Source organism: Hymenobacter roseosalivarius DSM 11622, from assembly GCF_900176135.1.
In the GTDB taxonomy this organism is placed as follows: Bacteria; Bacteroidota; Bacteroidia; order Cytophagales; family Hymenobacteraceae; genus Hymenobacter; species Hymenobacter roseosalivarius.
Genome location: NZ_FWWW01000076.1, coordinates 24,269 through 45,833, shown reverse-complemented (window position 1 = coordinate 45,833; position 21,565 = coordinate 24,269). Strand labels below are relative to the sequence as shown.

The window sequence follows — 21,565 nt, the reverse complement described above, 5'->3', positions numbered from 1 at the left end:
GCGTATTGTTGACCCGTAAGGACAACGAAGCTAACGACGACGGCTAGGAACATTCTCCACAGATTTGTTCAGCCTCAGCAACGATTCGCCAAGTTGGAGCTGGGCGTTACAGCACCTACACACTGACTGCAACGAAACGCGAACTAAAAGTTGGCTCTGCCTTCCTGCGGGTCGCGCTACATGCGCTACATATCAATGATTTCCCAAGCCAGAGCTTAGGGTTACACGAAAACCTTCGTGTCCCCGGATATTCAGCTACCTTTGCCCCCCGTTATGCCAGACCGAAATACCTCCTCTCCGACTGCGACGGCCAAGTACATCTTTGTGACGGGCGGGGTGACCTCCTCCCTTGGCAAGGGAATCATCTCCGCCTCCTTAGCCAAGCTCCTGCAGGCCCGCGGCTTCCGGGTTACCATCCAGAAGTTTGACCCCTACATCAACATAGACCCTGGCACGCTCAACCCCTACGAGCATGGTGAGTGCTTTGTGACCGATGACGGGGCCGAAACCGACCTCGACCTAGGCCACTACGAGCGCTTTCTGAACGCGCCTACCTCCCAGGCCAACAACGTCACCACGGGCCGCATCTACAATCACGTCATCAGCAAGGAGCGCGAGGGCGCTTACCTGGGCAAAACCGTGCAGGTAGTGCCCCACATCACCGACGAGATCAAGCGGCGCATGCTGCTGCTGGGCGAGGGCGACGAGTTTGACGTCGTGATTACTGAAATCGGCGGCTGCATCGGCGACATCGAAAGCCTGCCCTTTGTGGAGGCCGTGCGCCAGCTGCGCTGGGAATTGCCCCCCAGCGACTCCTTGGTCATTCACCTCACTTTGCTGCCTTACCTGAGCGCGGCCGGGGAGCTGAAAACCAAGCCTACGCAGCACTCGGTGCGCGACTTGCGCGAGGCCGGCCTGCAGCCCGATATTCTGGTGTGCCGCTCCGAGCGGCCCATTCCGACGGAGATGCGCAAGAAAATCGCCCTCTTCTGCAACGTCCAGATCAACTCCGTCATCGAGGCATTAGATGCCGACAGCATCTACTCCGTGCCTCTGCTCATGCGCAAGGAAAACCTGGATGAGCGGGTAATCAAGAAGCTGCGCCTCACCGGGGGCAGCCTGCAGCCCGATCTGGAGGGCTGGAAAGACTTTCTGGGTCGCCTGAAAAACCCAACCGAGGAAGTGACCATTGCGCTGGTGGGCAAATACGTGGAACTGCCCGATGCCTACAAGTCCATCAACGAGTCGTTCGTACACGCCGGGGCCCAGAACGAGTGCAAAGTCACCGTGCGCAGCATCCAGAGCGAGCATATTACTCCCGATAATGTGGCCCAGCTGCTGCACGGCGTCGATGGGGTATTGGTGGCGCCGGGCTTCGGCGAGCGGGGCTTCGAGGGCAAAGTGTGCGCCGTGCGCTACGTGCGCGAAAACAATATTCCCTTCTTCGGCATTTGCCTGGGCATGCAGGTGGCCGTGGTCGAGTTTGCCCGCCACGTACTGCACCTACCCAACGCTAACTCCACGGAAATGGACCCCTTGACGCCCACGCCCGTCATTGCCATGATGGAGGAGCAGAAAAACATCACCCAAAAAGGCGGCACCATGCGCCTGGGGGCCTACGACTGCGACCTGCGCCGGGGCTCCAAAGCCGCCAAAGCCTACGGCCGCAACCACATCAGCGAGCGGCACCGCCACCGCTACGAGTTTAACAATGAGTACCTGAAGCAGTTTGAGGAAGCCGGATTGGTAGCCTCCGGCATCAATCCGGGTACGGGCCTGGTGGAAGTGGTGGAGCTAACCGGCCACCCGTGGTTCGTGGCCGGGCAGTTTCACCCCGAGCTGAAAAGCACTGTGGAAAACCCGCACCCCTTGTTTGTCCGCTTCGTGCGGGCCGCCATTCAGCACCACAAAAGCAGTTAGCATTGAGTAGTGAGCAATTAGAAAGGCATAAAAGAGTATCTCTCAACCACCTGGGTCAGGAAGAACAGGAGTGACCGGAAATGCTTGGTCCCGGTTCATTGCTCATTACTAAGTGCTCATTGCTAATTGTTAATCGCTCATAAGCGACCTTTGTAGCGGAGCTGCCGATTTTTCGCTGAAAACCACCGCGTACTGGGGAGCTTTTTTCGGGTTCCCCAACACCCAACACCTACGAATTTATTTCCCCTTCAATGGACAAGAACCAAGCAACCGGCCTGTTTTTGATTTCGGCCTTGCTCCTCATCTATTTATTTTTCTTTTCGCCGAAGTCGGAGCCCGAGAAGGCCCCCGCCAAGCCGGTAGCGGCCGCCACGACGCCGGCGCCGGCTGCTGACTCCGCGGCGGCAGCGGCCACGGCGGCTCCTCCCGACTCGGCCGCCGCGGCCCAGGCCCTCGGCGCTTTCGCCACCGCCGCCCAGGGCACGGCCCAGGATGTGCAGTTGCGCAACGACAACCTCACCGTCACCTTCTCCACCAAAGGCGGCCAGGTGCAGGCCGTGCGCCTGAGCAAGTACAAGACCTTCTTCGGCCAGCCGCTCGATCTGCTCGACAAAGAGAGCGCTAAGCTGGATACGCGCTTTCGCACCACCGACGGCCGCACCATCCGCTTCTCCGATCTGTATTTTCAGCCTGGTGCCGCGCAGCCCATTACCGAAGGTAACCGCCAGGGCCAGCGCCTGACCCTCACGGCCGCCGTGGCTGGCGGGCAAATTGAGCAGGTGTACACGCTCTATAGCGATTCCTACGAGCTTGGCTACGACCTGCGCATGACCGGCCTCGGCAACGTCATTGCCCAGGAGCCCATCACGCTCACCTTCCTCGACCGCGTGCGCCAGACCGAGCAGGACCGCGCTCAGAACCGCAACCACACGACCATTAACCACTACCTGGCCACCGAAGACAACGGCTCGTTGGCCGAAGCCAGCGAGAACCCCGAGGAAATCGTCATCAGCGAGCCCGTGAAGTGGGCCGCCCACAAGCACGACTTCTTCGTGGCCGGCCTGATTGCCCAGAATCAGTTCAGCACCGGCAAGTTCACCTCCACGGTGCCCGCGGCCACCGATTCGACCAACAAGTTCATCAAAACGCTCAGCTCCACGCTCACCATTCCGGCCGCCGATGTGCTGGGGGGCAAAGGCCAGTTCCGTTACTATTTCGGCCCGAACTCCTTCCAAATGCTGAAGGAAGTAGCGCCTGGTTTCGACCGCAACGTGTATCTGGGCTGGGGTATTTTCCGCTGGATGAACCGCTTCGTGATTATTCCGGTGTTTCACTTCCTGGAGCAGTTTATCAGCAGCTACGGCATTATCATCGCCCTGCTGGTGCTGCTTATCAAGCTCGTTACCTGGCCATTGACCTACAAAACCTACGTGTCGCAGGCGCGCATGAAGGTGCTGAAGCCGGAGCTGGACGAGATTAAGGAAAAGTACGGCGACGACCAGACCAAAGTGCAGAGCGAGACCATGAAGCTCTACACGTCGATGGGCGTGAGTCCGCTGAGCGGCTGCGTGCCGACGCTGCTGACGCTGCCCATCCTGTTTGCCATGTTCAACTTCTTCCCCAATTCCATTGAGCTGCGGCAGGAAGCGTTTCTGTGGGCAAAAGACCTGAGTAGCTACGACGTATTCGCCAAGCTGCCATTCGCCATTCCCTATTATGGTGACCATATCAGCATGTTTACCTTGCTCATGACGGCCTCCACCCTGCTCATGACCTGGCAGAGCAACCAGGTCAATACCGCCATGCAGGGCCCGATGAAGTTCTACAGCTACCTGATGCCGCTGATTTTTCTGTTCGTACTGAACAGCTTCGCTGCCGGCCTGACCTGGTATTACTTCGTGTCCAACGTCATTACCTTCGGCCAGCAGGCCCTCACCCGCCGCTTCGTGGATGAAACCAAGCTGCGCGCCCAGCTCGAAGCCAACAAGGTAAAGAACAAGGACAAAAAGCCCGGCGGCTTCCAGGCCCGCCTCGCCGAAGCCATGAAAACCGCCCAAGAGCGCGAAGGCGAAGCCCGCAAGCAAGGCCCGGCTAAGTCCAAGAATAAATAAGGTTACTTTAGTCATCAAAAAAGCCCCCCAGAACATATCTGGGGGGCTTTTTTGCTGTAATGCCAAGCTCCAGCTTGGCATTACAGCTTCCGCACCCGCTCCAGTACCAGCTGATTCATTGGGTTAGGCTTGAGGCCCTGCACGTTATTTTGAGTAAGCCGCACTACCTCATCATAATACATAGGAATAACCGGGCATTCCTCCACGATAATGCGGTCCATCTGTCGGTACAGGTCATAGCGTTTCTCTGTGTCCTGCTCTAGTTGAGCTAGCTCATACAGACGGTCGTATGCGGCGCTTTTGAAGTGCGTTTTGTTAGGGCCGGCGGGAGAGAAATTTTTGCTGTAAAACAGCGCCAGGTAATTTTCTGCATCTGGATAATCACCCAGCCAGGATTTGGTAAAGAAGGCAGCGCGGCCGTTGTCCACATTTTCCTGGTGAGCCGCGCCCTGGCTTACGTCAATGGTTACCTGTACGCCTATTTCGGCCCATTTCTTTTGTAAATACTCGGTTATTTCCTTGGTTTCGGCTACCGTGCCGAGGCGCAGGCGCAGTGGTTTGCCAGCGCCGAAGCCTGCGGCCCTCAGCAGCTTCCGAGCTTTTTCGGGCTGATAGGTGTAGCCAGGAACCAGTTTCTCGCTGAAGGAAGGCAGGGAAGCCGGCACGAAGCCCGAGTTGCCGGGCCGGCCTACGTTATTGAGGAAATAAGCAATCAGCTCCGGCTTGTTGAGCGCATAATTTAAAGCCTGCCGCACCCGCTTGTCGCGCAGAGCCGGGTTGGCCGCATCACCGCGCAGGTTGGCCGGGTCCTGCTGAATGCCGAGGTATTCCGTGTTCAGGTACGGCACTTTCTCGAAGCGAAACTTGCCCAGAAAATCTTCGCGCACCGTGCCATCCGGGTGCAGAATCAGGTCGCGCGAGCCGGCCCGAATGCCGCTCACAAAGTCAAGCTTGCCCTGCTGGAAGGTCAGAAACTCCGTTTTGCGGTCCTGAATAAAGGAGATCTGCACGGCATCCAGGTATGGCAGCGGCCGACCCTGCGCGTCCTTGCGCCAATACCGCGGATTGCGGTGGTACACAATGGCATTACCCTCGTCCCAATCGTGAAACTGAAACGGCCCCGTGCCCACCGGATGCTCCCGGAAGTCCTTACCGTAGCGCTGCACGGCCTCGCGGGGCACTACGTAGGCGTAAGGCATGGTCAGAATGCTCAGGAAGGGAATAAACGGCTCCTGTAAATAAATGCGTACGGTGCTATCATTCACGGCGACAAAGGCTGTATCCGAAGGCTCGCCGGCCGTGTTTTCCAGCACTTTTCCCCGGAAAATCCAGCCGCCGGTGCTGGCCGTAACGGGATCGAGCAGGCGGCGGAAGCTGTACACGAAGTCCTGGGCCGTGACGCGCCGGCCTTTGCCCCCTGAGAATACTTCGCTGTCGTGGAAGAATACGTTGGGGCGCAGGGTGAAGGTGTAGCGGCGGCCGTCGGGCGAGATGTCGTAGCGACGGGCCAGGGCCGGACCGGGCTTGAGCTGGTCGTCCAGCTCCACCAGCCCATTATATAGCTGCGTCACGGCCCAGGTGTTAGCCTGGTTGCGGGCAAAGGCTGGGTCGAGAGACGTGAGGGCCTCGGGCTGATTGTAGCGAAAGACGCGGCTCTCGTCGGTGGGGCTGGCAGGGCCGCCGCAGCTGGCTAATGCCGTGAGCAGCGGGAGGGCAAAACCAGCAAAACGACGCGAAAACGGAAACATGAGAAAGGTGAAACAGTGTATATTTGTGCTAAGTTTGGTGCAAGTGTAACGCTAAATCAGCGTCTGACCGCTCCTTTCCGCTTCGCTTTATTTATGAAACTGACCTATTACGGCCACTCCTGCTTCCTGGCTGAGATTGGGGGCACCAAGCTGCTCTTTGATCCATTTATCCGCCCCAATGAGTTAGCTAAGGACATTGACGTCGAGAAAATTGAAGCTGATTTCATCCTGCTCAGCCACGGCCACGGCGACCACGTAGCCGATGCCGAGGAAATAGGTAAGCGCACGGGTGCCGAGCTGGTCGGGATGTTTGAGGTACTGAGCTGGTTTGAAGCAAAGGGCTTGAAGGCCACCTACAAAATGAACCTGGGGGGTAAAGTTAAGCTGCCCTTCGGCACAGTGAAGCTGGTTCCCGCGGCTCACTCCAGCTCCCTGCCCGATGGCTCCTACGCGGGCCTGGCGGCTGGCTTCGTGATTGAAACCGCCGAGAAAAACTTCTACTTCGCCGGCGACACCGCCCTCACCTACGACATGAAGCTCATCGGCGAACGGCATGAGCTGGATTTTGCTATTCTGCCCATCGGTGATAACTTCACCATGGGCGTAGATGACTCCATTGAAGCAGCTAACTGGGTAGGTGTTCGCCAATTCATCGGTATGCATTACGACACGTTCCCGCCTATCAAAATCGACCACGACGCGGCCCGTGAACAGGCTACGCAAGCCGGAAAAGAGTTAGTGCTGATGGCCATTGGGTCGACAATGGAGTTGTAGAACACAATGAGTGAATGGGCAAATGAGTGAATGAGTGATCGTAGATAATTAAGGATTCACTTATTCGTCCATTCACTCATTATAACCAAGTAAGAAGTAACCCACATGGGAAAAATTATCGCGGTAGCCAATCAGAAGGGTGGCGTGGGCAAGACCACATCATCCATCAACCTTGCGGCTAGCTTGGCGGCTTTGGAATACCGTACTCTGCTCGTTGACGCCGACCCACAGGCCAACGCTACATCTGGTGTTGGCTTCGACCCCAAGGACATTCAGAACAGCATCTATGAGTGCATGGTGGATGGCATCAACGCGCAGGATATCATTCTGCAAACCAACATCCTGCCTCACCTCGACCTCATGCCTTCCCACATCGACTTGGTGGGAGCCGAAGTAGAAATGATCAACCTTCCGAATCGGGAGGAGAAGATGAAGGAGGCACTGCGGCCGCTCGCCGACCAGTACGACTTCATCATTATCGACTGCTCGCCGAGCTTAGGTTTGATTACGGTGAATGCCCTCACGGCCGCTCACTCCGTAATTATTCCGGTGCAGTGCGAGTACTTCGCTTTGGAAGGCTTAGGCAAATTGCTGAATACCATCAAAATCATCCAGAGCCGGCTCAACCCGGAACTCGAAATTGAAGGTATTCTACTCACGATGTATGATGTGCGCCTGCGCCTTTCCAACCAGGTAGTAGAGGAAGTAAAGCTGCATTTCCAGCAGCTGGTGTTCGACACGATTATTCCGCGTAATGTGAAGCTGAGCGAGTCGCCGAGCTTCGGTATTCCAGTCATTCTGCACGACGCGGACAGCAAAGGAGCTATCAGCTACCTGAATCTGGCCCGCGAGATTGTGGAGAAGAACTCGGTAGCTGCCGACCCCGAAGCAGCTGAGGATGAAGCAGCTTAAGGCCTGATTCATCGGTTAAGAAACGAAAGCTGGCAGATGGTATTCCATCTGCCAGCTTTCGTTTTGGGCCAATGTCAGCAGCAGGAAGTAAAATTTCCGGTCCTTCCCCGGCGTTTGTGTATTTTTGAATCCCGCTTTGGCCCGGTACTGGGCTCAGGCTGTTAGTAGGTATGTCAGAGAAGAACGAAGAAAAAATGCCCGCGTCAGTTCCGAAGCGCAAAATTGGTGGCTTAGGTCGCGGGCTCAATGCCCTTATTGAAGGCAGCTACGAGAAAAAAGGGGAAAGGCTGGTGCCGCATCCGGTCAATTCGGTGGGCTTCATTTCGGTGAATCATATCGAGGCAAATCCGTATCAGCCCCGTACCCACTTCGACCAGCAGGCCTTACAGGAATTAGCTGAGTCTATCCGGATTCAGGGTATCATTCAGCCCGTAACAGTGCGCCAACTGGGCACCAACGCTTATCAGCTAATCAGCGGCGAGCGACGCTTGCAGGCTTCCAAGCTGGCGGGCCTGGATACCATTCCGGCGTATATCCGCAAGGCCGACGACCAGCAGATGCTGGAAATGGCCTTGATTGAGAACATTCAGCGCGAGAATCTCAACGCCATCGAGATTGCCCTGAGCTACCAGCGCCTAGTGAGCGAGTGCAGCCTGAAACAGGAAGAGCTCGGCGACCGGGTGGGTAAGAACCGCTCGACGGTAACCAACTACCTGCGCCTGCTCAAATTGCCCCCCGATATCCAAATCGGTCTGCGCGACGCCGAAATTTCGATGGGCCATGCCCGCGCCCTCATTAATATTGAGGATGCCGAGCAGCAGCTTCTGCTGTACCGCCGCATCGTGGCCGAAGATCTATCGGTGCGGCGCGTAGAACAAATCGTGCGTGGTGGCACGGGGGCTCCGGCCGTTGCACCCGGTCAGAAAACCTCCGAAAATGCCCCCCAGCCGGTTCCCGTGGCCGAGCTGCGCCGCACCGAGCGCCACCTCTCCGACCGCTTTGGCAGCCGGGTACAGGTAAAGCCCAGCCCCCAGGGCAATGGCGAGATCAGAATTGCGTTTGACTCGGTAGAAGATATGCAGCGCATTCTTCATATTCTTCAACCGTCTTAGTAAGACGTATCAACGGCAGATGACTGGGCATTGGAAAGCGGCGATTTTGTTTTGCCTGGTGGGCGCACCGCTAGCTCAGTCGGCGCAAGCCCAGGTAGTTACTACCGGTCCCGATTCGGCCCGTGTCAGTACGCCAGCGGTAGCTGACACCACGCGGCGTACCGAAAGGCTATTCGGGCTTCACGTAACGCGACCAGCCAAGGCGGCTATGTTGTCGGCGCTGGTGCCAGGCGCCGGCCAGATTTATAACCGCAAGTACTGGAAGCTGCCCCTTGTGTACGGTGTATTAGGCACGGCTCTTACGGTGGAGTTTTTCTACCAAAGTCGCTTTAAAGAGTTTCGGGAAGCAAAAGCGGCCCGCAATGATAACGATCCATTGACCATTGATACCGGCCCTCTTTCCAGTACTATTGAGGACAATGCTACGATAGATCGAGGGTTAATTATCTACCGCCGCAACCGCGACAAGTGGATTGCCTTTTCTGCTGTGGCTTACGCCATAGGTGTAGTCGATGCCCTCGTTGATGCCCACTTGCGCGACTTCGATGTCAGCGATGATTTAAGTCTGCACTGGGAGCCGACGATGCTTTATATGCCCACGGCGCAGCCCACGGCCGGCATCAATTTTAGTTTAAATCTGAAGTCTACTTCCCGTTCAACAAAATGAAATTGCTGCTGATTGGCTACGGCAAGATGGGCCAGGCCATTGAGGCCCAGGCTATTGCCCAAGGCCACCAGATTGCTGGCATCGTGGACCCTTCGCGGCCTGGTGTACGCATCACCGACTTTGACGCTACTACCGTCGACGCGGCCATTGAATTTACGCACCCAGATGCTGCTTTCGCCAATGTGAGCGCCGCCCTGCGCCAGGGCCTGCCAGTCGTTTGTGGCTCTACGGGCTGGCTGCACCATTTCCAGGAAGCCCGCGACCTGTGTAAGGAAATGGGTGGGGGGCTTTTTTACGCTTCCAACTATAGTGTAGGCGTAAACTTGTTCTTTCATTTCAACGAGTACATCGCCGCCAAAATGCACCATTTCGGGGGCTATGATGTGCAGGTGCGCGAAATTCACCATACTCAGAAAGTTGATCAGCCCAGCGGTACGGCGCTTACCGCCGCCGAATCTATTATCCGTCACTTTCCTACCAAGACTATTTGGCGCAATGAGCCGACGACTGCCCCGCAGGAGTTAGCTGTACTTTCGGAGCGAACCGGAGAAGTTGTTGGTACGCACATAGTTACCTACTCTTCCTCAGCCGATACCATTGAGCTGAAGCACGAAGCCCATACCCGCGACGGTTTTGTACAGGGCGCTTTGCTAGCCGCCGAATGGCTGCCGGGGCGCAAAGGCGTATTTGGCATGAAGGAGCTACTCGGATTGTAGGAACGCACCGGGTTGCATTAGGAGTTACTAGCAAATTGTCCGGCGTCCGACCTCTACAGAGCACATTGCTGCATTAATTCGGATATTTAACCCTTCAATTGTATCCTTGCTTTGCCTGGGCAGCCCGCTGCCCGTTTTCATATTGCTATATGGCCGTAAAATTCTGGGAGAAAACCTCCACTACCGAAGTAGCACCAAAGAAGCCCAAGAGCTTTTTGCGGGAGTGGGGCGACGCCATTCTCTTTGCCGTGGTGGTGGCCTCGCTTATTCGCTGGGCTACGTTTGAGGCGTACACCATCCCAACGCCTTCCATGGAAAGCTCCCTGCTGGTCGGCGATTATCTGTTTGTGAGCAAGCTGCACTACGGACCGCGCACGCCCCAAACGCCTTTGCAGGTACCGCTCACCCACCAGACCATCTGGGGCACAAATATCAAGAGCTACTCCGATGCGATTCAGCTTCCCTCCTACCGCTTACCTGGTTTTTCAGAAATAACGCGCGGCGATGTCGTGGTCTTTAATATTCCCTTTGAAAGCGAGCACCCCGCCGATCTGCGCACCAATTATATCAAGCGTTGCGTAGCCGTGGCCGGCGATGTATTGGAAATTAAGAAGACGCAGGTGTATATCAACGGGCAGCCAGTGGCGAACCCACCGCAAATGCAGTCCAGCTACTATTTACAAGTAGCTGACCCTGTGCGTGATAAAGTGTTTCAGGATTTAGGCGTAACGGACTCCAACACGCCCAACGGCGTGCCCCAAGCACAGACTACGGCCATGGGACCTGCTTACGTGGTGAATACTACCTCCACTATTGCCGCTTATTTCAAGCAACAGCCCTTTATTAAGGGCGTGGTGGAAGAAGTAGCACAGCCAGGCCAGGCCGAAGCGGAAGTTTTCCCGAACAATCCTGACTACCCGCACAGTTCGCCCACAGCCGCTTTCCCCTGGAACCGGGATAATTATGGTCCGCTGCAAATTCCGAAGAAGGGCCAGACAGTAGCGCTAACACCCCAAAACACGGCTATTTATCAGAAGATCATCATGCGCTACGAGCGCAACGAAGGCGTAACGTATGCTAATGGTGTGTTGCAGCAAAATGGCAAGCCCATTACTAGCTACACCTTCAAGCAAAACTACTACTTCATGATGGGCGACAACCGCCACAACTCGCTCGACTCGCGCTATTGGGGCTTTGTACCCGAAGATCATATCGTGGGCAAGGCCGTTCTGATTTGGCTATCGGTAGATCCATATGCTGACTTCTTTAGCAAAATCCGCTGGAGCCGCTTATTTAATGTGATTCACTAAATCGCAGATTTTGCAGATTAAAGTGATTCCGCTGCTTTAGATGGTACACACGTTCACTAGAAAAAGCCCCCAAATAATTTGGGGGGCTTTTTTCTAGAAAGGGAGCCGTTCAAATCAGCGGAATCACTTTAATCTGCAAAATCTGCGATTCACCACTTAATCGGCTCTAAGCCGTGCTGGCGCAGGTATTCATTGGTTTTACTGAAGGGCCGGGAGCCAAAGAAGCCACGGTCGGCGGCGTAGGGCGAAGGATGCGCCGCTTTCAGCACTAGGTGTTTCTTTTCGTCAATCAGCTCCACCTTCTTTTGAGCAGAAGCCCCCCAAAGAATAAACACAACGTACTCTTTCTGCTCCGAGACGCGCTGAATAACGGTATCGGTGAACTGCTCCCAGCCCTTTTTTTGATGCGAGGCTGGCTCCGCGGCGCGAACGGTAAGCGTGGCGTTAAGTAAAAGCACGCCTTGCTCCGCCCAGCGGTCTAAATTGCCATTCGGAGCGGGCGGAGTTTCCGGCAGATCGGCCTGTAGCTCCTTAAAAACGTTTTGCAGGGAGGGCGGTGTGCGGACTCCTTCGGCCACCGAAAACGCTAAACCATGCGCCTGCCCGCGACCGTGATAAGGGTCCTGACCCAGAATGACGATCTTGGTTTTATCGAAGGGACAGGCCTCGAAGGCATGAAAAATTTGCCCCCCAGGCGGATACACCGTGGCCGTGGCGTACTCGCCGCGCACGAAAGCGGTAAGATGCTGGAAATAGGGCTTTTCAAATTCGTCTTTTAGTACTTTGCGCCAGCTTTCTTCTATCTTTATGGACATAGGGAAAAGTTTTTTACGGGTTCGGCAAGCCTTTCTGCAGGTAGCTTGCGTAGATAAACCAAATTCCGAGAACGGCTGTTAGTTATCCACCGAACCGCACAGGCGCCATGAATACTACCACTACGCAGGGAGTGACCGTTAGTGTTACGACCAACTATTTGCCCGATTATTCCAGCCCCGGCCAGGAACATTACGTGTTTGCTTATAAAATCGATATTCGCAACAACAGCGAGTATACCGTGAAGCTGCTTCGCCGTCATTGGTACATTTACGATGCTAACGGCGTTGTCCGCGAAGTGGAAGGCGAGGGTGTGGTAGGCCAGCAGCCTGTATTGGAGCCCAATGAGGCCCACCAGTACGTATCGGGATGTAATCTGAAGACGGGCCTGGGCAAGATGCGTGGCACTTATCAGATGGAGCGCCTCGCCGACGGCCGGGAATTCACGGTTGAAATTCCGGAATTCACGCTGGTTGTACCATATCGCCTAAATTAGCGGCGAGTTGTGAGTTTGACCTTCTAACTCACCTCTTTCAATCCGCAACGCTAAGTACTTGCTTCACCAAGCATTCAGTTACATCCGATTTTTGCTCCGCTCGGGGAATGCACATGGGCTGCATTCCCCGTTCGTTTTTGCGCTCTACAATGATGTAGTGCGCCACACCGGCTTCTTTGCTCCCTACGAAGCCATAGAGCACCGCCGCACCGAATTGCTGGCTAGCGAGCAAACCATAACGGTAACTGACTTTGGGGCCGGCTCCCATACGGGCGCCGGCCGGCAGCGCCGCGTGCGCCACATTGCCCGCACCGCCACCAAGCCGCGGCAGCTCGGGCAGCTTCTGTTTCGGTTAGTCAATCATTTTCAGCCGCGCACGGTGCTGGAACTAGGCACATCGTTGGGTCTGACTACTGCCTACCTTGCTACTCCAAATAGCCACAGCCAGGTTATTACGTTTGAGGGTTGTCCGGCCACCGCTGCCGTGGCCCGCGAGACGTTTAGCAGCTTGGGTTTGCGCAACATAGCGCTTATCGAAGGCAACCTTGATGATACGCTTGCTCCTACTTTAGCGGCGCTAACTGTGCCCGTAGATTTTGCTTTTTTCGACGGCAACCACCGCTACGAACCTACTGTTCGCTATTTCGAGCAGTGCCTCACTTGCCGCACTGATCAAAGCGTATTCATTTTTGACGACATTCATTGGTCAGCGGAAATGGACCGCGCCTGGCAAACAATTAAAGCACACCCGGACGTAATGCTGACCGTGGATGCGTTTTTTATGGGCTTGGTGTTTTTCAGGAAGAATCAGCCGAAGCAGCATTTCTCGCTTCGCTTCGATAATGTGTTCGATCAGCTGCTAGACCGGGTCCAACGATTGTCTGCGTAGAATTACCGTATTGCTTCCCGAACCCGCGTAAGCTTCACCAGCAATGCCTCCAACTGATCTAGCGGCAGCATGTTAGCGCCATCCGACTTGGCAGTGGCGGGCGTAGGATGCGTTTCGATAAACAACCCATCAGCACCGACGGCAATAGCGGCTTTGGCAATAGTCTCAATGAGGGCCGGCTGACCACCCGTGACACCGCTGGCTTGGTTGGGCTGTTGCAGGGAGTGCGTTACGTCCATCACCACGGGCACGTCGAAGCGCTGCATCACGGGCAGATTACGGAAGTCTACTACCAAATCGGCGTAGCCAAAAGAGTTGCCCCGATCGGTGAGAATCACATGCTCATTGCCCGACTGGCGCACTTTATCGACCGCGAACTGCATGGCCTCGCCCGAGAGGAACTGGCCCTTTTTGATATTAACCACCTTACCGGTTTTGGCTGCCGCTAGTAGCAGATCAGTCTGGCGGCACAGGAAGGCGGGTATCTGAAGCACATCGACGTACTCGGCCACCAAGGCAGCTTCGCCAGACTCATGGATATCCGTAACGGTGGGCACCCCGATTTCGCGTCCTACTTTTTGCAGAATGCGCAGGGCCGTTTCGTCGCCGATACCGGTATAGGAATCAAGGCGGGAACGGTTGGCCTTGCGGTAAGAACCCTTGAAGATGTAGGGAATTTGCAGCTTATCCGTGAGTTGGCGCACGCGCTCGGCGATGCGCAAGGCCATGTCTTCACCCTCAATTACGCAGGGTCCAGCCATCAGAAAAAACTGACCGGAGTTGGTGTTGCGAAAATGGGGCAGCGCGTTGGCGAGAGAGTCAAACATAAAACGCAGGGTTAATACCAACCGAAGGACAGCGAAGCTCTAATTTGATGTTACTTCTTTTCCAGACAAATAAACAACTCCCTACCTTGGCGAGGCCGGACAGAGTTGTAGGCAGTATCAAAATGGATGAACTCAAAATACGGCTCAAAGTACGCTCGGTACTCGGCGTGGGTGCCGCCGAACGGTGGTTCGGGTGAGAGACCGAAATCCGTCTCGAAGAGCAAGCCCACTAATTTGCCCCCCGGCCGCAATAAACGCGCGCACTGCTGAGCATAGTCAGAACGAAGCGGGCGGGGCAGCGCGCAAAAAAACGTCTGCTCTATAATTAAATTGTAAGGTGGCACAGCGGGCAGCGTAAAGAAATCCTGTTGCACTAAATGTCCCCCAGGAAAGCCAGGTACGCGCTGGTGCAGAGCTTCTAATGCCTCGGGCGCGACATCGGCCACAATGACATTAGTGAAGCCCCGGTTGTGCAGGTATTCGGCCTCATAAGCCCGCCCCGCGCCTGGAATGAGAATGCGCCGATCATCAGGTTGGCCGAGCTGCTTAAAATAATCCTGTAGCGGTGGCGTTATGGCTCCCACATCCCAGCCGGTCTGGCCAGTGGTGTAGCGGGTTCGCCAATAGGTCTCATCAAGCAGCAAATCCATATTGGCTTAAGTGGAGTATTTAGTGCCGAAACTTGCCCACATGGGTAAGTCCTTTATTTTTGTGCGTAAAGGTAGCGTACCGTCCTAACTAGCCGCGTACTTCCACATTAATTAACCAATCCCCTTCCTCAATGGAACAAAACGAAAACACGGAGCCTAAAAACAAGAGCCGTCTTTTGCTAATAGTGGCTCTATTTCTGGTTCTGGCCGGTATTAATGCCCTGCTTTTCTACATGAACAACCAGAAAGGCAAGCAAAATGAGCAGCTCACAGCTGAGGTGAAAGCGAAGGATGTACGGCTCGAAGAGCAAATTAAACAGTACGAAACCCTCAAAGCTGATTTTGAGCGCCAAAGTCAGGAAGTACAGGCAATGGGCCTCGCCAATGACTCGTTAGAAGCCCGCATTGCTACTATCAACTCTGATTTGCTCAAGCTTCGCGGCTTCCGCAAGGGCAGCTTCTCGCTGGCTGAGCAAGCTCGCTTCCGCAACCGGGCGACCAACCTGGAACAGCAGCTTCGTAAGAAGGACGAGGAGATTGCGCAGCTCAAAGCTGACAATGAGGTACTCTACACTGAGACTACCACGCTGAAAGAGCGTCAGAACAAGCTCACCGACACCATTTCGACCATCGCTCGTACCAACCAGGAGCTGTCAGAAAAGGTAGCTGTGGCCTCGCTCCTGCAAGCCGATAATATTCGGATAAACGTGATTAACGGTCGTAATAAGGAGAAAGATGACGACGACAACGAGTTTAAGGCTAAGCGCGTGGAGAAAATCAAGGTCACCTTCAACCTTGCCCGCAACGACGTATCGCCGAAAGAAACCAAGCAGATTATGATGCGCCTCGTGGAGCCCGATGGCTCTGCCCTGTATAACTTGAGCACTGGCGGCGGCACGTTCATGATCGATGGCTCAGAAGCCTTCTACACGGCCAAGCAGGATATCGTGTACGACAACACCCGCCAGCCCGTGCAGTTCGTGTACGCGAAAGGTGCAGCCTATAAAACTGGTCTTCACACCGTTGAGCTGTATGAAGGCGGCGTGATGATCGGCAAATCGACTTTCACCCTGAAGTAGGTCAGAGGTCATTCTTTATTACGAAAAAGCCCCCCAGAAATATCTGGGGGGCTTTTTTACATTAGTTAACGAGGCATTAGCTCTTATGCCTACCCTGCGTAATCTGTGCTTCGAAATCCTCTATCTGTTTGATAGTGGCGGTGATGTTTTCCGTGAAAATAGTGATGACAGATCCCTCGTGGGCCGTGCTTAGAACGTGGCGAATAGCGTCCACTTCATTCTCGATATAGGTAATCGGCAACTCAGACTTATCAAGCCGCAGACCGCGCATCATAATCTCCTTTAATTGCTCAGCCGTTTTTCCGCGTAGGTCGCGGTCCTGACGCAACACAACTTCGTCAAAAATGCCCCCCGCGATGCGCGCGAAGCCTAGCGTGTCTTCGTCGCGCCGGTCGCCCAGCCCCGATACTATCCCGACTTTGTGCGTAGCCGGCGTGTTATTCAGGAACTCAGCATACTTGCCGATACCCGCCGTGTTGTGAGCATAATCGACAATAACCTCGAAATCGGGAAACTTAAACACGTTCATCCGGCCCGGCGTCTTGGCCGCCGACGGCACGAAGGTGCGCAAGGCCGTCTTTATATCGTCGCGCTCAAAGCCGGCTACGTAGCCCGTGAGTGCCACGGCCAGGCAGTTTTCAATGTTGAAGCCGGCTCGTCCGCCCAGCGTAACCGGAAACTCAGCCGCCCGATCGATGCGCAGCTTATAGCTGTTTTGATAGATAGTTACGTAGCCCTCCTCGTACACAGCCGCTACGCCGCCTGCCTCCACATGGTCGAGGATTCGGGGATTGTTTTCGTTCATGCTGAACAACGCGACCTTGCATTGCAGCCGTTCGCCCATGGCGTATACTAAATTGTCATCGGCGTTCAGGATGGCCCAGCCGCTTTTGTTAACCGTACGAGGCAGCACGCCCTTAACAGCAGCCATCTCCTCCACCGTATAAATATCGCGCATGCCCAAGTGGTCGGCGGCTACGTTGGTAACGACGGCAATGTCACAGGTGTCAAACCCCAGGCCGGAGCGCAGCATGCCACCACGCGCTACTTCCAGCACCGCATAGTTTACGGTCGGGTCACGCAACACGAACTCCGTGCTCTGGCTACCCGTGCAGTCGCCTTTCTGTAGTTGGTTGCCTTGAATGTAAATGCCATCAGTGGTAGTGAAGCCAACTTTATAGCCCTGGGCCGCCACCATGTGGGCAATCAGACGTGTGGTGGTGGTTTTGCCATTGGTGCCAGTAACCGCGATAATGGGAATGCGCGAAGTAGAATTACGCGGAAATAGCATATCGACTACGGGCGCCGCTACGTTGCGCGGCAAGCCTTTGGTAGGCGAGATATGCATACGGAAGCCAGGCGCAGCATTCACCTCAATTACCGCTCCGCGCGTTTCATTCAGCGGAATGGCAATGTCAGAAGTCAGCATGTCGATGCCGCAGATATCGAGGCCAATGATTCCGGCAGCTCGCTCCGCCAACAGCACATTATACGGATGCACCAAATCAGTGACATCAGTAGCCGTGCCGCCCGTACTGATATTGGCCGTACTCTTTAGAAATAGCTCCTCCCCTTCCGGCAGCACCGATTTCAGTGTTAGGTCGCGCGCTTTGAGAATGGCACTGGTATGCTTGTCGGCTTTGATTTTGGTGAGCACTTTCTCGTGCCCTTCTCCCCGACGCGGGTCCAGGTTTACCTGGTCTATCAGCTCCTGAATGGTGCTATGACCATCGCCAATGACGGCGGCTGGCGTACGTTTGGCCGCGGCCACCAACTTGCCATTCACCACCAGCAGCCGGTGGTCAAACCCTTCGATAAACTGCTCTACAATGACGGCGCGCGAGTATTCCTGAGCCTCTTTAAAGCCAGTCTGGGCCGCCTTCCAATCCAGAATATTGATGCTGGCTCCTTTGCCATGATTACCATCCAGGGGCTTGGTCACGATGGGAAAGCCCAACTCCTCAATGGCATCGCGCAGACCGTCAAGTGAGTACACCGTGGTACCCTGGGGCACTGGAATACCCGCATCGGCCAGCATGGCCTTCGTACGATTCTTATTACCGGCAATATCCACAGCAAAGTAGCTCGTATTGGACGACGTGGTGGCCTGAATGCGCTTTTGATTCACGCCGTAGCCCAGCTGAATGACAGAAGTATTCTTGAGCCGGATATAAGGAATCTTACGCGATACAGCCTCCGACACGATACTATAGGTGCTCGGACCAAAAAACTCTTCTTCCCGAATACTATGCAATTCCGCAATAATCGGCTTTATATCTACTTTCTGCTTGTGGCATAAGGCATCCACAATTTCCACCGCGGCATTAGCGGCCACGCGGCCCGCTCGCTCTTCCTGGTAGGTGAATACGACGTACTCGACACCTTCTTCCTGCGTTGCCGGATACGATTTGCCCCAGTACACGGGCATACCGGCCAGGCGTTGTAGTTCCAGGGCTACGTGCTGAATCACATGGCCCAGTGGCTCGCCATCAGCAAGCTGCTCTTGGGTTAAAGGAGGATGCTTGTATGCCTGTATGGATGAGTCAGGCGTAGCGCAGGGCTGGCCTACGCCTGGTAGCAATTTCGTGAGCCGCCCCGCTAGACCTGGTATGGCATTAGACCACTGGTTGGCCAACTCCTCCAGGTCTACTTTCATCACAATAAGCTTCAGGTGCTTAACGGACCAGTAGCTTGGGCCGCGCATAGTGCGGAGGTCGGTAATTTTCATAGAGAGCTGAGGCGAAAAGGCAAAAGTTAGCGGTTGTACGCACAAACGAAATATAGGGATAATGCGTCACTAAAACCACGTAGCAGCGGCAAGAATGCCCCCCGGAGCAGATTCTGCTACCATACTGGTTAACACAAGCTACCGCTCAGCTTACCTCTATAAAGTAAGAAGAAAAGTTTATAACCAGCTAATAATGCGCTATAACTGCCAGGGGGCAAAAAGCAAAAAAACCCCGGTTGGGGCTAAGCAACCGGGGCACTAGGCAATAGAAAACAGGAACAGGTAAAGAGGTGACGGGCGGATTCGAACCGCCGTAGGAGGTTTTGCAGACCTCTACCTAGCCACTCGGTCACGTCACCGGGTAGTGAGGGTGCAAACTTACGCCATTATCTGACCTTCGCCAAACCTGGGGGGCTTTTTTCGGCTTGCGACATGCTAAGCAGCTGGTTTTGTGCAGCGTAACTTAAAAGTACTACTGCTTAAAACTCACCCTGTAACCCACAAAAAAGGCCCTGACGATTGTCAGGGCCTTTTTATTACGTAAAAGCTAAGGAAGCCTAGACTTTCTCTTCGTCCTTCTTGTCGGCCTCTTCGTTGCCGGGCAGCAGGTCTTTTGCTTTCTCTACTACATCGCCAGCTACTTCTTTGGCTTTCTCGAAAGCAGCTGAATCAGCTACGGTGTCAACTACGTCGCCAGCTACTTCTTTGGCTTTCTCGAAAGCAGCCGAGGCAGCACCAGTTACGGCAGCCAGGATACCACCTTCAGCGGCCGGAGCCTCCTCCGTAGTGTCAGCTTCGGGAGCCTCAGCAGCCGGAGCTTCTTCGGCTTTGGCAGCCTTAGGAGCTTTAGCCTCCAGCTTTTGCACACCAGCATCGCGCTCGTTGCCCATCATCTTGTCGCGCAGAGCGGACAGAGCATCCAGGTCACCAAGAGTCGATTTGTCGGCAGTGGCGGGCTTCTTGAGGTCGCTTAGCTTGCCTTCGCCTTGAGCGGCACCAGCAGTCTGGCCAGCAGCTGGCTTCTTCTTAGCGAACTTCGAGTTGCGGGTGTCTTCTTCCTGCTGCGCCTGATTGAAGACGGCAGTATGCGACAGCACGATACGACGATCATCCTTCGAGAACTCAACCACGCGGAAGTCGAGCGCTTCGCCGTTTTCAGCGTTTGAACCGTCTTCCTTCACCAATGACTTAGGGTAAGCGAAACCTTCGATGCCGTAAGGCAGCTCGAGTACCGCGCCACGGTCATTTTTCTCCGTAATCGTGGCTTTGTGCACCGAGCCGGGGGTGAATACCGTCTGGAACGTATCCCAGGGGTTTTCCTCCAGCTGCTTGTGACCCAGGGCCAAACGACGGTTAGACACGTCCAGCTCCAGCACGAGCACGTCCAGACGGTCGCCCACCTTCACCATTTCGGATGGGTGCTTGATCTTCTTGGTCCATGACAAGTCAGATACGTGTACTAAGCCGTCAACACCTTCTTCCAGCTCTACGAACAGGCCGAAGTTGGTCAGGTTGCGCACGAGGCCGTTGTGCTTGGTACCTACGGCGTACTTGGTGCCGAAGTCGCCACGCGTCCATGGGTCTTCACTCAATTGCTTGATACCCAAGCTCATCTTGCGGTCTTCGCGGTCCAGCGTCAAAATTTGCGCTTCTACCACGTCGCCCTGCTTGATGAAGTCCTGCGGGTTGCGCAGGTGCTGGCTCCAGCTCATCTCCGAAACGTGGATCAGGCCTTCTACACCGGGCACGATTTCCATGAATGCGCCATAGTCGGCTACGTTCACGATACGGCCTTTTACTTTCGAGCCTACGCCCATGTCGGCGGGCAACGAATCCCATGGGTGAGGAGTCAGCTGCTTTAGGCCCAACGAGATACGCTTCTTGGCTTCGTCGAAGTCCAGAACAACCACGTTGAGTTTCTGATCAAGCTGCAATACTTCGCTCGGATGAGCGATGCGGCCCCACGAGATATCGGTAATGTGCAACAGACCATCGACACCGCCGAGGTCGATGAACACACCGAAGTTGGTCATGTTCTTAATAACACCTTCCAAAATCTGACCTTTTTCGAGGTTGTTCAGGATGGCTTCACGCTGCTTCTCCAGGTCCTTCTCAATCAGGACTTTGTGCGAAACAACTACGTTATCGAAAGCGGCATTGATTTTTACCACTTTCACTTCCATGCGGCGACCAACATAAATATCGAAGTCACGGATGGGCTTCACGTCAATCTGCGAGCCGGGCAGGAAGGCTTCTACGCCGTCCAGTTCCATGATCAGACCGCCTTTGGTCCGACGCTTTACCACGCCTTCCAGAATGTTATCGAACTCCAGCGCGTCGTAAATCGACTTCCATGCCTGCTTGATCTTCGCCTTCTTGCGCGAAAGGATCAGCTGGCCATTCAAATCTTCCTGGTCTTCGATGAATACCTCTACTTGGTCACCAATTTTCAGGTCAACCAGGTCGCGGAATTCGGACAGGGGCACGAGGCCGTCGGATTTGAAGCCAATGTTTAGGATCACGTCGCGGTCGGTGATGCCGACTACAGTGCCTTTCACTACTTCTTCCTCCTGGACGGTGGTCAGCGTGTCGCCGTACATTTTCTCCATCTCGGCGCGCTGCTCGGGGCTATAATTGCCACCAAAGCCGGTTGCTCCAACGTTGTCCCAGTCGAAGTTATCTGCTACTTCTGCCATAATACTTGCTTGGCCCTTATCTACACGTCCAGCTCAGGGCCACCTACCGGAACGCGTTATGAATAACTCCCTGAAGCTGAGGCTCCAAACCCTCCACCCTGGCGGGGCGGCAAAGGT

17 protein-coding genes and 1 tRNA gene are annotated in these 21,565 nt (G+C 54.9%); 11 read left to right on the top strand and 7 right to left on the bottom strand.

The features are described 5' to 3' along the window. Positions 1 to 273 precede the first annotated feature (273 nt). Entirely contained in the window at positions 274 to 1,920 is a 1,647-nt protein-coding gene (locus B9A24_RS13630; protein WP_084446575.1) for a CTP synthase, read from the top strand. A gap of 251 nt (positions 1,921 to 2,171) precedes the next feature. Continuing rightward, positions 2,172 to 4,031, top strand: coding sequence for a membrane protein insertase YidC (gene yidC / locus B9A24_RS13625; RefSeq protein WP_084446574.1), 1,860 nt, complete (start codon positions 2,172 to 2,174; stop codon positions 4,029 to 4,031). Between the two features lie 80 nt (positions 4,032 to 4,111). Here the strand turns inward: yidC and B9A24_RS13620 are convergent, their stop codons facing one another. Beyond that, positions 4,112 to 5,779, bottom strand: coding sequence for an ABC transporter substrate-binding protein (locus tag B9A24_RS13620; RefSeq protein WP_084446573.1), 1,668 nt, complete (start codon positions 5,777 to 5,779; stop codon positions 4,112 to 4,114). A gap of 93 nt (positions 5,780 to 5,872) precedes the next feature. Here B9A24_RS13620 and B9A24_RS13615 point away from each other — a divergent pair, with 93 nt between their 5' ends. The 6 genes from B9A24_RS13615 (at position 5,873) to lepB (ending at position 11,270) form a co-directional block, all read left to right on the top strand. Beyond that, positions 5,873 to 6,553 carry a metal-dependent hydrolase gene (locus B9A24_RS13615; protein WP_084446572.1) on the top strand — a complete coding sequence of 227 codons (681 nt, stop codon included), beginning with the start codon at positions 5,873 to 5,875 and terminating at the stop codon, positions 6,551 to 6,553. Between the two features lie 105 nt (positions 6,554 to 6,658). After that, positions 6,659 to 7,465 (top strand): ParA family protein, encoded by an 807-nt coding sequence (locus B9A24_RS13610; protein WP_084446571.1) that lies wholly within the window; start codon positions 6,659 to 6,661, stop codon positions 7,463 to 7,465. A 170-nt stretch (positions 7,466 to 7,635) separates the two neighbouring features. Further along, positions 7,636 to 8,577: a ParB/RepB/Spo0J family partition protein gene (locus tag B9A24_RS13605; RefSeq protein ID WP_084446570.1), complete on the top strand. Its 942-nt coding sequence runs from the start codon at positions 7,636 to 7,638 to the stop codon at positions 8,575 to 8,577. A gap of 58 nt (positions 8,578 to 8,635) precedes the next feature. Then, positions 8,636 to 9,244, top strand: a complete 609-nt coding sequence (locus B9A24_RS13600; RefSeq protein ID WP_143434938.1) for a DUF5683 domain-containing protein — start codon at positions 8,636 to 8,638, stop codon at positions 9,242 to 9,244. Beyond that, positions 9,241 to 9,960, top strand: a complete 720-nt coding sequence (gene dapB / locus B9A24_RS13595; RefSeq protein WP_084446568.1) for a 4-hydroxy-tetrahydrodipicolinate reductase — start codon at positions 9,241 to 9,243, stop codon at positions 9,958 to 9,960. Before B9A24_RS13600 ends, dapB begins: the two co-directional genes overlap by 4 nt. Before the next feature lie 149 nt (positions 9,961 to 10,109). Further along, a complete protein-coding gene (gene lepB / locus B9A24_RS13590; RefSeq protein WP_084446567.1) occupies positions 10,110 to 11,270 on the top strand; it encodes a signal peptidase I in 1,161 nt (386 codons plus the stop codon). Positions 11,271 to 11,419: 149 nt separating this feature from the next. On the opposite strand, the gene B9A24_RS13585 is transcribed toward lepB, so the two are convergent. Then, positions 11,420 to 12,085, bottom strand: a complete 666-nt coding sequence (locus tag B9A24_RS13585; RefSeq protein ID WP_084446566.1) for a uracil-DNA glycosylase — start codon at positions 12,083 to 12,085, stop codon at positions 11,420 to 11,422. Between the two features lie 107 nt (positions 12,086 to 12,192). Here B9A24_RS13585 and apaG point away from each other — a divergent pair, with 107 nt between their 5' ends. Next, positions 12,193 to 12,579: a Co2+/Mg2+ efflux protein ApaG gene (gene apaG / locus B9A24_RS13580; RefSeq protein WP_084446565.1), complete on the top strand. Its 387-nt coding sequence runs from the start codon at positions 12,193 to 12,195 to the stop codon at positions 12,577 to 12,579. 157 nt (positions 12,580 to 12,736) lie between these two features. Next, positions 12,737 to 13,468, top strand: a complete 732-nt coding sequence (locus B9A24_RS13575) for an O-methyltransferase (RefSeq protein WP_317044248.1) — start codon at positions 12,737 to 12,739, stop codon at positions 13,466 to 13,468. Between the two features lie 2 nt (positions 13,469 to 13,470). Here B9A24_RS13575 and kdsA read toward each other — a convergent pair whose 3' ends face one another. Then, the gene (gene kdsA / locus B9A24_RS13570) at positions 13,471 to 14,295 is read right to left on the bottom strand and encodes a 3-deoxy-8-phosphooctulonate synthase (RefSeq protein ID WP_084446563.1); all 825 of its coding nucleotides are present in this window, start codon (positions 14,293 to 14,295) and stop codon (positions 13,471 to 13,473) included. A gap of 50 nt (positions 14,296 to 14,345) precedes the next feature. Further along, positions 14,346 to 14,945, bottom strand: coding sequence for a methyltransferase domain-containing protein (locus B9A24_RS13565; protein WP_084446562.1), 600 nt, complete (start codon positions 14,943 to 14,945; stop codon positions 14,346 to 14,348). A gap of 131 nt (positions 14,946 to 15,076) precedes the next feature. Between B9A24_RS13565 and B9A24_RS13560 the strand changes: the two genes are divergently transcribed. Further along, positions 15,077 to 16,024: a hypothetical protein gene (locus B9A24_RS13560; protein ID WP_084446561.1), complete on the top strand. Its 948-nt coding sequence runs from the start codon at positions 15,077 to 15,079 to the stop codon at positions 16,022 to 16,024. Between the two features lie 76 nt (positions 16,025 to 16,100). On the opposite strand, the gene cphA is transcribed toward B9A24_RS13560, so the two are convergent. The 3 genes from cphA to rpsA form a co-directional block, all read right to left on the bottom strand. Continuing rightward, a complete protein-coding gene (gene cphA / locus B9A24_RS13555; RefSeq protein WP_084446560.1) occupies positions 16,101 to 18,752 on the bottom strand; it encodes a cyanophycin synthetase in 2,652 nt (883 codons plus the stop codon). Positions 18,753 to 19,040: 288 nt separating this feature from the next. Continuing rightward, positions 19,041 to 19,111 (bottom strand) — tRNA-Cys (locus B9A24_RS13550). 198 nt (positions 19,112 to 19,309) lie between these two features. Continuing rightward, entirely contained in the window at positions 19,310 to 21,448 is a 2,139-nt protein-coding gene (gene rpsA, locus B9A24_RS13545; RefSeq protein ID WP_234997268.1) for a 30S ribosomal protein S1, read from the bottom strand. Positions 21,449 to 21,565: the final 117 nt, after the last annotated feature.